Source organism: Asanoa siamensis, from assembly GCF_016862555.1.
GTDB lineage: Bacteria > Actinomycetota > Actinomycetes > Mycobacteriales > Micromonosporaceae > Asanoa > Asanoa siamensis.
In genome coordinates this window covers 62,431-77,748 of record NZ_BONE01000029.1, presented here as the reverse complement: position 1 = coordinate 77,748, position 15,318 = coordinate 62,431, and the positions used below count along the sequence as shown (strand labels likewise).

5 protein-coding genes are annotated in these 15,318 nt (G+C 68.1%); all 5 read left to right on the top strand.

Annotated elements, in window-relative coordinates; all coding sequences use genetic code 11:
• The first annotated feature begins 69 nt into the window (after window positions 1-69).
• The 5 genes from pglW to brxD are packed head-to-tail and all read left to right on the top strand — an operon-like array spanning window position 70 to window position 15,317.
• Entirely contained in the window at window positions 70-4,191 is a 4,122-nt protein-coding gene (gene pglW / locus Asi02nite_RS19080) for a BREX system serine/threonine kinase PglW (RefSeq protein ID WP_203714747.1), read from the top strand.
• The gene (pglX, locus tag Asi02nite_RS19075; RefSeq protein WP_203714742.1) at window positions 4,188-7,682 is read left to right on the top strand and encodes a BREX-2 system adenine-specific DNA-methyltransferase PglX; all 3,495 of its coding nucleotides are present in this window, start codon (window positions 4,188-4,190) and stop codon (window positions 7,680-7,682) included. The genes pglW and pglX overlap by 4 nt, the downstream gene beginning before the upstream one ends.
• Window positions 7,679-11,320 (top strand): DUF6079 family protein, encoded by a 3,642-nt coding sequence (locus tag Asi02nite_RS19070; RefSeq protein WP_203714740.1) that lies wholly within the window; start codon window positions 7,679-7,681, stop codon window positions 11,318-11,320. Before pglX ends, Asi02nite_RS19070 begins: the two co-directional genes overlap by 4 nt.
• Entirely contained in the window at window positions 11,317-14,019 is a 2,703-nt protein-coding gene (gene pglZ, locus Asi02nite_RS19065) for a BREX-2 system phosphatase PglZ (protein ID WP_239126815.1), read from the top strand. The genes Asi02nite_RS19070 and pglZ overlap by 4 nt, the downstream gene beginning before the upstream one ends.
• Complete coding sequence (brxD, locus tag Asi02nite_RS19060) at window positions 14,016-15,317, top strand: BREX system ATP-binding protein BrxD (protein WP_203714736.1); 1,302 nt, start codon at window positions 14,016-14,018, stop codon at window positions 15,315-15,317. The genes pglZ and brxD overlap by 4 nt, the downstream gene beginning before the upstream one ends.
• Window position 15,318 lies beyond the last annotated feature (1 nt).

Below are 15,318 nucleotides of genomic sequence, written 5' to 3'. Positions count from 1 at the left end.
CGGGTGGTGCCGATATGCTGAGGAACCCGCTTGAGTGGATCATCATGGGTTACGAGGTGGTGACGGCGCGTGCGTGACGATTCGCCGCGTTGGGAAGAGATCAACCCGAGCGAGTTCCCGCACGAGCGGGACGGGCTCCGGGCGCTCGCGTCGTATCTCCCCGACGCGGATCCCTACCACGTCTGGGCCAATGTGGAGTTCGTCGGCACCGACGGCTCCATCAACGAGGTCGATGCGCTGGTCCTTACCCGTGCGGGCCTTTACGTCGTCGAGCTCAAGCACTGGCAAGGTGAGATCGCCGGCGATCAAGGCCGCTGGGTGCGCAGAATGCCGCGCGGTCGGCTCATGCCGGTCGACAACCCGCTGGTGCTGGCGAATCGCAAAGCAAAGCGTCTCGCGGGTCTGGTTCGGCATTACGCACGGCAGCAACGGCAGGGCGATCACGGGCTTTTCGTCGGTGCCGCACTGTTCCTTCATGCCAGTTCGATGCGTTCGCGCCTCGACGAAGTTGCCCGGCAACATGTCTACGGTCTCGACAACACCGAATCCAATCTGCCGAGCTTGAAAACCTTCCTGCTGGCCCCACCGCGCAACGTGAGCGACGCTGTCGACGTTGCTCGCGGCAGGCAGATTGTCGACCTGGTGCGCGGCGCCGGAATCAGGCCTTCAGTCGCCAATCGCACGGTTGGCCAGGTCCTGCTCTTCCCCAAGCCGTTCGCGGAGGGGTTCGGGTGGCAGGACTTCCTCGGCGGCCACGCCATGGACAAGAACCTCGTCCGCCGGGTTCGGTTCTATCTGACCAGCCGGGCCGCGGCCGACGAGGTGCCGCTGATCCGGCGTGCGGCCGAGCGGGAGTTCCGGCTGCTGCAGGGCATTAACCACCCCGGCATCGCGCGTGCCCTGGACATGCACGATCACGGCTGGGGCCGGGCGGTGGTCTTCGATCACGAGCAGAGCTGGGTGCGCCTCGACGACTGGCTGGTAGAGCACGGCCCGAAACTGAGCCTGGCCCAGCGGCTACAGATCGTGCAGGATCTGGCAGAGATCATCTCGTACGCTCACGCGCGTCGCCTGTCCCACCGGGCACTCAACCCCCGAGCCGTCTACGTCGCGAACCCTACTGCGGCCAGACCGTCCCTAGTCGTCACTGACTGGCAGGCCGGCGGACGCCTCGCCGGCTCGACCCAGGTCACCAAGCTGAGCACGTCGACCGACGGAGCGGGGCTGGAGCTCTTCTTCGACGACGAGGTGCGCACCTACCAGGCGCCGGAGGCGGTCAACCGCGGCGACGTACCCGGCAGCCAGCTCGACGTCTTCTCCCTCGGCGCGCTCGCCTACCGGATCTTCAGCGGTGAGCCGCCGGCCGCCTCGCCGGAGGAGCTGGTAACCGCCGTCCATGACGGCGGGCTCAACCTCGCCGCGGTGGCTGACGGCATGCCGAACGCGCTGCTGACGCTGATCTACGACGCGACCCGAGGCGACCCCGCGGGTCGAGTCAAGACCGCGTCGGCCTTCCGGGCTGGTCTGGACGACGTGTGGGACGAGCTGACGCGCCCAGAGCCCGAGCCGGTCATCGATCCGCTGCACGCCCAGAAGGGCATGGTGCTCGAAGGCGGGTTCACCGTCGTGCGGCGGTTGGGCACCGGCGCGACGGCGACGGCCCTGCTCGTATCCGAGGAGACACCCGACGGCATCAGGACCCGGGTGCTGAAGGTCGCCCGCGACGAGCAGTACGCCGACCGACTCGGCGCCGAAGCCGCGGTGCTCAAGACGATGCGCCACCACTGGCAGGTCGCGGAGTTGCTAGCCGGCCCCGTGACGGTCGGCGGCCGGACCACGCTCGTCCTGGAGAGTGCCGGCGACCGGACACTCGCCGACGAGCTCGCCGGCGGCCGGCGCCTCGCGCTCGACCTGCTCGAGCGGTACGGCCGCGACCTCATGGACATCATCAGCTTCCTAGAAGGTGAGGGCGTCTGGCACCGCGACCTCAAGCCGGCCAACCTGGCGGCCCGGCCGCGCCCTAAGGACCGGCAGCTCCATCTGTGCGTCTTCGACTTCTCACTGGCGGCGACGCCGGTGGACCAGCTCGGCGCCGGCACGCGGCCCTATCTGGACCCGTTCCTCGGGCCGCCGCGCCGGATGCGTTACGACGCGGCCGCCGACCGGTTCGCCGCAGCGGTCACGCTCTACGAGATGGCGACCGGCGGCCTGCCGCGCTGGGGTGACAACGCCAACCCGGCCGCGATCGCCGACGAGGTCACCATCGATCCTGGCGCGTTCGACTCCTCGATCGCCGACCGTCTCGCGGCCTTCTTCGCGCGAGCGTTGCGCCGGGACGCGGGTCAACGGTTCGACACCGCCGAGGAGATGACCGACGCGTGGCGGACCATCTTCAAGGACATCCCGACCGTCCCGGCAGAGGCGCCCGACACACTCACGCGGGACAGCCTGCTGGAAGCAGTGGGCTTGACGGCCCGCGCGCGGTCGGCACTGGAGCGGCTCGGCGTGCACACCGTCGGGGAGCTGCTCGATTACGAGCCGTCGGCGCTCACACGGGCGCAAGGCGTTCCGGACGCCACCCGCAAGGAGATCCTCGCGCAGGTGCGGGCGTTGCGGGCGCGCCTGCCGCAGGAGACCCGCGAGGAGACACCCGAGGAACGTGTTCCGCGCGCGCAGGGCATCGAGGCCGTGTCTTCATCGCTACTGCCGGCTCGGCCAGCGAAGGACCGCGACGCAGTCGCGACGCTTCTCGGACAGGCACCGACGGCGGATGGGTCTTACCTGGGGTGGCTTTCCCAGAGCGACGCCGCAGCGCAGATCGGGCTCACACAGCCCCAGGTCTCGACCCTGGTGCGCAAGCAGACCCAATCGTGGCTGGCCAATGACCATCTGATCGCGGTGCGCAACGAGATCGTCGCGCTGCTGGAGGCCCGCGGTGGCGTCATGTCGGCCGGCGAGCTGGCCGAGGCGCTCGTCGCTGCCCGAGGGTCCTATTCGGACGGGCCCAAGCGCGCCGCGCAGGCCGTCGGTGTCGTGCGCGCCGCCGTGGAGGCGGAGCTCAGCCGGGGCGGGGACGCCAGGGTGGCGATCCAGCGATTCCGGGGCTCCGACGTCGTGCTGGTTGGTCGTGAACCCGACGATCCGGCGGCCGCGACGACCGCCACCCACCTGCTCGGGTACGCCGTGGCTCTGGGTCGGCGCGCCGCGGCTTTGGCCAACGACGATCCGCTGGCCACCCGCGCGCGGGCCGTCGAGGAGCTCCGGCGTATCCCGGCGCCTGACGGGGCGCCGCCGATCAACGACAACCGGCTGCTCCAAATCGCCGCAGCCGCGAGCAACAACGTCGCCGACGTCAACGCCCAGGGGCAGATCTATCCCGTAGGGATGGGCGCCGAGCGTACGCTGCGGCTTGCCCGCAACGGCCTGCTCGGCCAGTCGATGGCGATCGAACAACTTCGAGCCCGAGTGCACGCGAGATTCCCACGTGCCGAGGCCATGCCGACCCAGCGGTACCGCCTCGACGAGCTGCTCGAGCGCTGCGACGTGCCGCTGCGGTGGGACGACGCCAGGCACGCGTACGTCATGCGTTCCGCCACCCTCGCCCCGAGCAGCACCCGTATGGCGAGCACGGGACCGCTCGCCGACCGAGCGGACGCCGTCGATGCGGACACCAAGCTCGCTTCGGCGGTCTCTCGGCGGGCGTTTCTCGCCGTTCTCGTGCCAATGATGCGCTACCGCGTGGCGCGGGAAGAGCTGGTCGCCCGGCTCGGGCTCACCGAGGTCAACGTCAAGGCGCACGTATTGCGTGGACTGCGTGCGCTGGACTTCCCGTGGGACGCCATCGTCGCTGCCGACAGCGGCGACACGACCGACCCCGACTTTCGCAGTTTGGTGGAGATCGTCGAGCACGAGGTCATGCCAGGCCTGGTGGCGGCGCTGGCGGTCGAAGAGCCGTTGCTGTTGACCGACCTCGCGCCACTCGCCCGTTTCGGGCAGCTCCAGGTCCTCCAGGAGATGGCCGACCCGAGCCGGGCCCGTCCCGCAGCCCGGCTCCTGCTCGTGCCTGCCCGCCGGCCCGAGCCGGCCATGCTCGATGCTGTCCAGTTGCCGCTCACGTCGCCGGCCAGCCAGTCGCTATGGCTGCCCGGCACGTGGCCGCTCAAGCCCGCCTCCGAAGGGAACGCCTCGTGATCGCGCTCGCCCCCCTGCAAAAGCAGGTCGGCCTCCTGGTCGAGGACCTCCGCGAGCAGGTACCAGCCAACGAGGCGCTGGACGCCGAGCTGCGCAAGGAGTACGCGGCGGCCCGCGCCGCCCGCCGGACCGCGGCGACCTATGAGACGTGGCTGGAGGACGTGCTCGACCAAGCGGCCGTCGCGTGGGTGCTCGGCTGCGTCTTCGTGCGTTTCTGCGAGGACAACGAGCTGGTTCGGCAGGTGTGGATCGGCGGGCCGGGGGAGCGCGCGTCGGTCGAGACCGCCCTCCAGAACCGCCAGGACCACCTAATAAAGAACCCGACGCAGAACGACCGTTTCTGGCTTCGGAGGGCGTTCCGCTTCATCGCCGACTCGACCTCGTCGTTGTTCGGCGAGCACGACCCGGTGTGGCGGTTCGACATTTCCGGACGCGCGGCTGAAGAGCTGTCCGACTTCTTCCGCCGAGGCCCGGGGTCTGCGTCGCTGCGGTCCGACGAGCTGGAGACGCGTTTCCTGGGCGACCTCTATCAGGACCTCTCGGCGCACGCCCGGGAGACGTACGCGCTGCTCCAGACGCCCGAGTTCGTGGAGGAGTTCATCCTCGACCGGACATTCGAGCCCGCGTATCGCGAGTTCGGCCTCGCCAACATGAGCGTTATCGACCCGACGTGCGGCTCCGGCCACTTCTTGCTCGGCGCGTTCAACCGGTTGTTCGAACGCTGGAAGGAACGGGAACCGGCAACGCCCGCAAACCTCTTGGTAGACAAAGCGCTTAGGCAGGTCACGGGCGTGGACATCAACCCGGCGGCCGCCGCCATCGCCCGTTTCCGGCTCTTGATCGCGGGCCTCAAGGCCTCGGGCCACCGTAACCTGGCGACGAAGTTCCCCGTGCAGGTAGCCGTCGGCGACTCCCTCCTGGGCTGGGGCGAGGACTCATCTCACCAGGGCAACATGCTTGCGGCCTTCGAGGGCGAGTCGGAGTATCCGCTGTGGACGGAAGACGGCGACCTGCTCGGCAAGTATTTGAAGAACGGCCAGTACACCGTCGTCGTGGGCAACCCGCCCTACATCACTGTGAAGGACAGCGCGCGCAACCGCACCTATCGGGAGTTGTATCGGGACGTCTGCCACCGGCAGTATCAGCTCGGCGTGCCCTTCGCGAAGCGCTTCTTCGACCTCGCGCAGCGCTCAGACGAACACGGCGAAGGCGCGGGCTACGTCGGCCAGATCACCTCGAACGCCTTCATGAAGCGCGAGTTCGGCGCCAAGCTCATCAACGATTACTTTGCCGACCGAGTCGAGCTAACCGAGGTGATCGACACCTCAGGTGCCTATATTCCGGGCCACGGGACACCAACAGTGATCTTGATCGGCCGTTCGAACCCCCGACGTCGGCCCGTGTCGGTCCGCGCGGTACTAGGAGTCCGCGGTGAGCCTGTGCAACCCACTGATCCTTCGAATGGAATCGTTTGGCGTGCGATATCCGAACAAATAGACCATTCGGGCACTGAGTCGGCTTGGATATCGGTCGCAGACATCGATCGTGGAACATTCGCAAGGCACCCTTGGAGTCTGAGTGGGGGTGGCGCGGGGCAAGTAATGCAGTTGCTAGAGAAGTCGTCATCGAGTGTCCTGCGGGATGTAGTCTCTGACATTGGCTCGGGAGCCGTGACGCGAGAGGATCACGCTTACTTTTTGGGTGAGGGCGTGCTTCGACGGAATGGCGTCCCAACATTGCAGCAACTGCCAATGATAGAGGGAGAGGTTGTCAGAGATTGGTCGATAGCCGACGCGCTTGTCGGGTTGTGGCCTTACGACTCCAAGTCACTCGAGCCTACGGCGTCTCCGGCCGTGCTCAAGTTGCTCTGGCCCGTTCGCCGCTCGCTTTCTGAGCGGGTCGCGTATGGGTCTACGCAACTAGAGCGAGGTCTTCTGTGGTTCGAATATTCGATGTTCTTCCCCAAGCGATTCACTACAAAATTGTCGTTGTCATTTGCGTTTGTGGCTACCCACAATCACTTCGTTTTCGACCGAGGTGGGAAAGTATTCAGTCGTTCTGCGCCGGTGGTTAAGTTGCCGGAGGGGGCGACGGAAGACGATCATCTGCGGCTGCTCGGCGTGCTGAACAGCTCCACGGCCTGCTTCTGGCTCAAGCAAGTTAGCCAGAGTAAGGCGGGAAGCGGAATTGGCAGAGGAATCCAGCCGGAAGCGTGGATGGATCGCTGGGAGTTTACTGGAACTAAGCTTGAGGAATTCCCGCTACCTGATGACTTGGTGACGGCCGGGGGAGGCGAGCTTGTTGAACTTGCACAAGAGCTGGCGCGGACGTTGCCCTCAGCACTTGTCCTTGATGACGCGCCAAGCAGAGGCGCACTGGAACGAGCGGCTGTCAGATGGGTCGCCGTTCGCGGCGAGATGATAGCTCGTCAGGAAGAACTCGATTGGGACATCTACCGCCGATATGGGCTCATCGACGAGCAGTTGACAGCGGCCGACTTTCCTGAGTTGACGCTTGGAGAGCGCGCTTTTGAGATCGTCCTGGCGCGCAGAATAGCCGCAGGCGAAATCGAAACCGACTGGTTTGCGCGGCACGGGTCGACGCCGATAACGGAACCGCCGGCGGGCTGGTCTCCGGAGTATCGAGCGCTGGTCGAGAAGCGGATCGCGGTCATCGAGTCGGATCGGAACATCGCGCTGATCGAGCGGCCCGAATATAAGCGTCGGTGGACTACCGAGGGTTGGGACGCCCTGCAGCAGCGGGCACTTCGCGGTTGGCTGCTTGACCGGCTTGAAGCCCCGGCGTTGTGGGCCGGCGCTCCGACGCCGCTGTCGGTGGAACACCTTGCTGATCGGGTTCGGCACGACGAGGACTTTCGGACCGTGCTTGACCTCTACATGGAGACCGACCAGCACGATCTGGTTCGGTCTCTGGCCAAGCTGCTCGCCGACGAGCATGTTCCGTACCTGCCGAGCCAGCGCTACAAGGCCGGAGGGCTGCGGAAGCGGGCGCAATGGGAACGGGCTTGGGCCTTGCAGCGTCGGGAGGATGCAGGGGAGAAGGTCGACATTGCAGTGCCGCCCAAGTACACGTCGGGGGACTTCGTTAAGGCGAGCTACTGGCGTAACCGGGGCAAGCTCGATGTGCCCAAGGAGCGGTTCATCTCGTACCCGAAGGCGGGTCGGGATGGTGACAGCACCGAGCTAATCGGTTGGGCGGGCTGGGACCATCTCGCGCAGGCGCAGGCGCTGGCCACGATCTACCTCGACCGCAAGACGCAGGGTGGCTGGAAGGCGGACCGGCTGCTCCCGATCCTGGCCGGCATCGCCGAGTTGGAGCCGTGGCTGCACCAGTGGCACGCTGACCCGAAGCCGGGTTTTCCGGGCTCACCCGCGCAGTTCTTCACCGGTCTGATCGACACCGAGCTGGCCGCTCTTGACGCCGACCGGGCTGAGCTTGCCAGCATCAGGGGAGTGGAGGTGCCCGCATGACGTTGCTACGCGAGCTGATCACAATCCCCACGTCGGTCGGCGACGCCGACTTCGTGGTGCGGGCGTCGGAGGGCGCCGACCTCGAGCGTTACGTCGTCACCGACGACCTGCGGAAGAACTTCGACGAGGCGCTCAGCCTCATCGGGCACGCGGTCAGCAGCGGGCGATCGCAGGCGAAGTTTCTGCACGGCTCGTTCGGCTCCGGCAAGTCGCACTTCATGGCGGTACTGCGGGAGATCCTGGCCCATAACGCAGCCGCGCGGCAGGTGCGCAACCTCGGCGGCGCGGTCGCCAAAGCGGACGAGTGGCTCAAGGGCAAGCAAATCCTCAGCCTCACGTTCCACATGCTCGACGCCCGATCGACCGAGCAGGCGATCCTCGAGGGCTACCTGCGCCAGATCACGGCGCTTCGCCCCGACGCGCCACCGCCGGCCGTACACCGGTCGGACGCCCTGCTCGTCGACGCCGCGAAGCTGCGGGCCGACCTCGGCGACGAGCGGTTCCTCGAGCGCCTACGCGGCACCGGCGTAACGCCGGGTGGCAGTGGGGGCAACCTGTCCGCGCTGCGGGCGAAGGCGTCAGGTTGGACCGCGGAGAGCTACGACCGGGCGGCCGCCGAGCCGCCCGGCACCAAGGACCGCGACGCGCTCGTCAGCGCGCTCACCCGGGAGTTCTTCACCGGGGCGGTGCATGGTGGGGAATACCTCGACCTCGACACCGGGCTCGCCGTCATCACCCGGCACGCGAAGGACCTCGGCTACGACGCGATGGTGTTCTTCCTCGACGAGCTGATCCTGTGGCTCTCGACGAAGATCGCCGACCACACGTTCGTGCAGACCGAGGGCGCCAAGCTCAACAAGCTCGTCGAGTCGTCCGACACCGCGCGCCCGCTGCCGATCGCGTCGTTCATCGCGCGGCAGCGCAACCTCGAGGACTTCCTCGGGCCGCAGGTCGGCGGCACCGAGCGGGCGGCCCTCGCCGACGTCATGCGAAGCGTCCAGGGCCGGCTGGGCCAGGACATCGTGCTCGCCGACACCAACCTGCCGGAGATCACCGAGAAGCGGCTGCTGAAGGCCGACGACGCCGCGAAGGCCGTCATCGACGAGGCGTTCGCGGCCGTTCGGGGCCGCCGCGACGTCTGGGACATCCTGCTGCTCGGCGACCAGTACGGCGATGCCGGTATCGGCTCCGACGCGACCTCGTTCCGCCGCCTCTACCCATTCTCACCGGCCCTGGTGGCGACGCTGGTGGCGCTCTCCCAGGCCCTCCAGCGGGAGCGCACCGCCCTCAAGGTGATGACCGAGCTGCTCGTCGAGCGGCGCGACACCCTGCGGGTCAGCGGTCTCATCGGGGTGGCGGCGCTGTTCGACCCACTGGTGCTGCGCGGCGAGCTGCCCGACCGTCCCGAGCTCAAGCAGCTCTTCCAGGCCGGTCGCGACACCTACCTGCACAAGCTGCGGCCCTTGCTGCTCGCCACCCACGGCATCAGCGAGGCCGAGGCGACCACCCACGAGCTGTTCGGGATCGACGACCGGCTGGTCAAGACGCTGATCCTCGGTGCGCTGGTCGCGGAGGTGCCGGCGCTGCACAACCTCACCGCCGCGAAGCTGCACGCCCTCAACTTCGGATCGATCGCCTCACCCATCGCGGGCTACGAGAATCAGATCGTGCTCGACCGGCTGCGGCGTCTCGCCGCTGACGCGGGGCAGCTCCACATCGGCGACGGCCCGGACCCGGTCGTCTCCGTGACGCTAACCTCGGTCGACTACGACCGGCTGCTCGACCTCGTGCCGTACAACGAGACGACCTCCGGTGTCCTGCAACAGCTCGTCCGTGAGATGGTCAGCGGCGAGCTGGGCCTGGAGCTGCGTGACGGCACTTTCGGGGAGCTGCCCTACCAGCGGGAATGGCGCGGTCGGAAGCACGAGATCCAGGTGCGGTTCGGAAACGTCCGTGACAAGGACTCGATGCCCGACTCCGCCCTGATCCGGCACGGCGACGGCTGGCGAATCATCGTCGACTACCCCTTCGACCCGGGGCACCGGCGCAACGAGGACTTCGCCCGCATCGAGACCCTCGAGCGCGGGCACCGCACGGTGCTCTGGATGCCGCTGTTCCTCACCGACGAGGTGATGGGGCGGGTGGCCCAGCTCGCAAAGATCAACTATCTGCTGGGCGCGGGCGGCAGCGGTGACCGGCTCACCGCGCTCGCGGCGGACTGGTCGGCGGCCGACCGGCAGCAGGGCAAGGTCTACCTCCAGCAGCGCCAGCAGCAGCTACGGGTCGCCATCACCGACGCGTTCAAGCAGGCGTACGGGGCGGCCGCACCCAACGCCGCAAACGTCGAGGTCGACTCGGTGCCCGTCCTGCACACCCTCGAGGAGGCCCTGCACCTGGGCGACCCGCGCGGCGGCACGCTTCGGGACGCGTTCCTCAACCTGACCGGAAACCTGCTGGGCTGGTCGTACCCCGGAAAACCGGCCTTGCCCGACGACGAGAAGGCGATCACCCGCGCCGAGTTGAACAAGGTGCTCAAGTACGCCCGGCTGGCAGCGGCCGACCCGACGAAGGGCACCGCTGTCGACACCGCCGACCAGAAGACCATCCGGCGGATCTGCAACCAGTTGCAGCTCGGGGAGCTCGTCGAGCACCGTTTCGTCCTGACGATGACCACCTGCTGGTGGTCCCGCCACCTGCTCCAGGAGGCGGCAAAGCAGGGCTACAAAGAGCATTTTCCGGTGCACGTCCTGCGTCCGTTGCTCGACCAGCCGAAGCCCCGTGGCCTCGAGCGGGAGCTGCAGAACGCGATCCTCGCGGTATTCGCTGAGGAGCAGCAGCTGGCCTGGTTCCTGCACGGCACCAAGGAGCCGGTCGACAGCGTCCAGGCGATCAACGACAACATGGAGCTGCGGCAGATCCCGCTGCCAAGCGAGGAGAGCTGGGCCAAGGCGCGCCTTCGCGCGCAGGGGCTGTTCGGCGAGAACCCGCCAGCGTGGAGGAGTGCTGGCAACCTCGGCGTTTTCGTCGGTCTTGTCCGCGCCCAGGCGCGGCAATACGCGTCGACAGCGGAAGAAGCCGCGCGTGAGCTGGCTTCACGGGCGGATACGTTGGGCTTGGACGCGGGGGCGACGACGGGTCGGTTGGCGACCGCACGCCGCGTTGCGCGCATGCTGAAGGCTCTGTCGACCGAGTCCGACGATGTCGCGCTCATCGACCGGGTCGCGACCGCCGATGTCGGTGACGTTGACGACGAGGTCGCCAGCAAGTCGTTCAAGTCGGCTTTCTCGGTCGTCAACGCATTGGCGAATACGCAGTGGGCGTTGCTCGACGCGCTGCGCCTTCGGGCGGCTACGGACGAGGACGCCCAGGGTGTCCTGCGGCGACTCCAGGAGGCCGCCCGCCACGAGCAGCTCGGTGCCGACCTTTCCGCGGCGCTGTCAACGGCAACCCGCGAGGCGGCGAGGATTCTTGCCGTTGTACCGCCACCCCCGCCACCACCACCTCCGCCTCCGCCTCCCCCGCCAAGGCAACAGCAGCGAGTCGTGTCGACCGCGGCCGATGCCGACGAGTTCGGCAAGTTCCTGCGTGAGCAGGTCGAGGCCGGCAAGACCGTGACGGTGACGTGGGAGGTGCGGTGACGGCAGTGCAGCCGGCCGCGATCCGTCGCAAGGTCGAGGCCTGGCTCGCCGAGGACAAGGACGACGCCCCCGCGATCGCCCTGCGTTCCCAAGCGGCCTGGACGCACGATCCGGTGCTGGCGGTGGGCTCGCTGAGCGCCCGCGTGGTGCCGTGTCCGACGCCGCTCGCCGCGTGGACGGCGATCGAGGAGCGCCGGGACGACGAACGCCTCGTGCTGCTGACGGAGCTCAACGACGCCCAACTCGGCGAAGGACTGCTCGCATACGTCAGTAAGCACACCGTGCGCCGCGTCGACCCGTGGGAGATCGCCGGCGACCTTTTCGGCGCGACCCAATTGGATCCCATGCTGACCCGCGAGGGCAGGTGGGTCGTCGACGCGCTGATCGACCTCACGCCGGCCGTCGGTTGGCCAGTCGCGCCGGGCAAGGTGCTGACCCGCGACCACGCGCTGGCAAGCCTCGTGACCGAGGCGCTCGGCATCGACCGGGAGCAGCTCGACGGTGCGGGGCTAATGGACTGGACCACGGATGCCGCCGCGGTGTTGCGCGCGACGCAACGACCCGGCCCGATCCTGGACGGCATCCTCGGCTACCTGTCGGAGGTCGGCGGCGCCGGTGCCGCGGCCATCATGGCGGCGGTCCGATCCGGCAACGGCACGGACGCCGTACCCCTCGGGTTGCTCGCCGGAGCACTGTGGCCTGCACCGTCTGGAGGCCCGCGGGCCACCGCGGTCGCTGTCGCACAGACCCGCCTCGAGCCGTGGTTCGGAGGCGTGCGGCTGCGGGTGGAAGAGGCCGAAGCCCTGCACACGCTGGCCCTCGCGTCGGTCGGGCGGGCGAGCACCAACGACCGGGACGGCCGCCGGGACGCGCGCGGTTACCTCGCGCGTGCGGAGGAGATTGCTAAGCGAATAGACGCGACGGAACTGCTCGGCGGGAGCGACGTGCTGCCGACCGGTTTCATCCAGCGGCTCCGGGCGGTCGCCGCGGCCGTGCGCCTCGGTGCTGCCGGTCCAGGGAAGCCCGACCACGGGATGGTAACGGCCGCGGAGCGTGCGCTTGCGAATGCCGAGGCGCACCGTGGCGCCGATGCCAGACGGCTTGAGACCGCACGGATGGCGGTTCGGCTGCTGCGCTGGCTCGCCACGGATGACGGTCCGGAGCCCGCGACACTGTACGACGCGGTGCTGCGGCAGAGCCGGGTCGACGGATATGTCGACCGTGCGCGGCTCGACGTGTTCGCCGGCGACACCGATCCGGTCGTGGCTGAGGCGTACCACCTGCTGCACCGAGCGGTCGACGCCCGGCGGGCTAGGCACGACCAGCGGTTCGCGACCCTGCTCGCCGAGGCGACAGAGCACGACTCGCCACCCGGTGCGTTGATCAGGGTCGAAGACGTTCTCGACCGTGTCGTCGACCCGATCCTGGCGCATGGCCGGCGGGTGCTCCTACTGGTTCTCGACGGAATGGGTGTCGCCGCCGCGACCGAGCTCGCGGAGTCGATGGGCCGCACGGGACCGTGGTTCGAGCTCACTCCGGACGGTGGTGAGCGCGTCGGCGTGCTGGCTGCGCTGCCCACTATCACCGAGGTCAGCCGCTGCTCACTGTTCACCGGTCACATCGCTACCGGGCAGCAGAAGGAAGAGCTGGCCGCGTTCGCGGCGCGGTTCCCCCAGGGCGTCCTGCTCCACAAAGCGCGTCTCCGGGCGGGTGCTGGTGTCGCCTTGGACACCGAGGTGACCGGTGCGCTCGAAGACCCGGGAGTGCCGCTGGTCGCCGCGGTGGTCAACACGATCGACGACGCTCTCGACCGCAGCGACCCAGGCACGACCGTCTGGGACACCGAGACGATCCAGTCGGTGCGGGATCTGCTCACGCTGGCGTCTGATCACGTGGTGGTCGTGGTTTCCGACCACGGCCACGTGGTCGACCGGGGCCCGGAGGCCACCCAGCGGCCGAGCGCGGCGAGCGAAAATCGGTGGCGTCCGCACGACCGGCCAGCCGGCGAGGGCGAGGTTGTCGTGCGGGGGCCCCGTGTCGCCAAAGCAAACGGCGAGGTCGTGCTGCCCTGGCGCGAGGAGATCCGCTACGGCCCGCGGAAAGCCGGCTATCACGGTGGCGCGTCGGCCGCCGAGGCCGTCATTCCGTTGCTGGTGTTCGGCGCTGGCGACGAGACCGCCGTTCCTGGTTGGGCGGGGGCGCCGGTCCCCAGTCCGGCGTGGTGGTGGCCGGCGGACGACGGCGCGACCGAAAGCGCGGTCGTACCCGATAAAGCGCTAGGGCGCCCGCGAACTCAACGACAGGCTCCGGCCCCGCAGACCGAAACACTGTTTGACGCCACCCCAGCACCGGTGACCGCGCCGGCCGCACCTGAACCACCCACGGACGCTGACCGGCTCATTGCCGCCCTGCTCGACAGCGAGACTTACCAGCAGCGCAGCCAAGGCCGCGGTGTCTTGCCCGACCAGCGGGCGCGAGCCATGCTGCGAGTCCTTGTGTCCGCGCAGGGACGCAGCCGATTGGACAACCTCGCCTCTCGAGCTGGAGTCCCAGCGCATCGCATCACCCAGTCGGTGACGGCGTTGCAGCGGGTGCTGCAGGTCGAGGGCTATCCGGTGCTGCGGCTCGACGTGGATGGGCAGACCGTCATCCTGGACGTCGGTCTGCTACGCGAGCAGTTCGGGCTGGATCCGGCATGACCGGCGAGGTTTCCGCACGCCGCCGTCGCGAGATCATCGACGCCCTACGCCGTGGCGTTGTTCCGACGAACGGGCTCGATGCACTCGCGGTGGGCCTTGAACGCTTCGTCGCCGCGACTGACGACGAGCTCAGTCGGGTTGCGGGTGGCGGCAGCGTCTTCAAAGCGGTCCGTGGCGAGTACGGCGCCGGAAAGACCTTCTTCACTCGTTGGCTTGCCGAGCGCGCCAAGCGGCACGGCTTCGCGACATCAGAGGTGCAGATCTCCGAACTCGAGACACCGCTGCACCGAATGGAAACCGTCTACCGCCGAATGACCGACCACCTCACCACAGAGCAGTTTGCGCCGAGCGCCCTGCGCCCCGTGTTGGACGGATGGATCTTCGCTCTCGAGGAGGACGTGCTAGCCGGCGGCGCGGTCGCCGAGGACGATGGACCAGCCCTCGACCAGGCAGTCGGCGACCTGATGGAGCAACGGCTCACAGACATTTCCCGCAGCACGCCAGCGTTCGCGGCCGGTCTGCGTGGTTATCGGACGGCGACGGCCGAAGCCGATCAGGCGACGGCCAGCGGACTCGCCGCCTGGCTTGGCGGGCAGCCCCACGTCGCGGCGTCCGCTCGCCGCGCCGCGGGGGTAAAGGGCGACCTCGACCACTTCGGCGCGTTGAACTTCCTCCAGGGTCTGCTCACCGTGCTGCGCGACAGCGGCAATCCTGGCCTCCTGCTTGTTCTCGACGAAGTCGAGACCCTGCAACGAGTCCGCAGCGATGCGCGGGACAAGGCGTTGAACGCCTTGAGGCAGTTCGTTGACGACATCTACGCGGGGCGGTTCCCTGGGCTCTTCCTCGTGATCACGGGCACGCCCGCGTTCTTCGATGGTCCGCAAGGAGCGCAACGTCTGGCGCCGCTCGCACAGCGCCTCGCAACTGACTTCGGGTCAGATGCACGATGGGACAACCCGCGTGCCACGCAGATCCGGCTGCCGGGCTTCGACATCGAACGGCTGGTCGAGCTCGGAATGAAAGTCCGCGACCTCTACGGCTCGCCGCGCGTCGCCAGCGTCGACGACGTATACGTGCGTGAGCTGGCGCGGGCGGTCACCGGCCGTCTCGGCGGCAAGGTCGGGGTTGCTCCCCGCGTGTTCCTGAAGAAGCTGGTGGCTGATGTTCTCGACCGTGTGGATCAGTTTGACGACTTCGACCCGCGGCAGCACTATCAGTTGACCGTGCGATCCGACGAGCTGTCCGAGGTGGAGCGGAACGCCGCCACCTCGGCCGACGAGATCCGACTGCAGATGTGAC

What these genes read in the sequence shown, in the direction of transcription:
- Asi02nite_RS19070 (WP_203714740.1), top strand. Translation starts at nt 7,679, where the DNA reads ATGACGTTGCTACGCGAGCTGATCACAATCCCCACGTCGGTCGGCGAC.
- brxD (WP_203714736.1), top strand. Translation starts at nt 14,016, where the DNA reads ATGACCGGCGAGGTTTCCGCACGCCGCCGTCGCGAGATCATCGACGCC.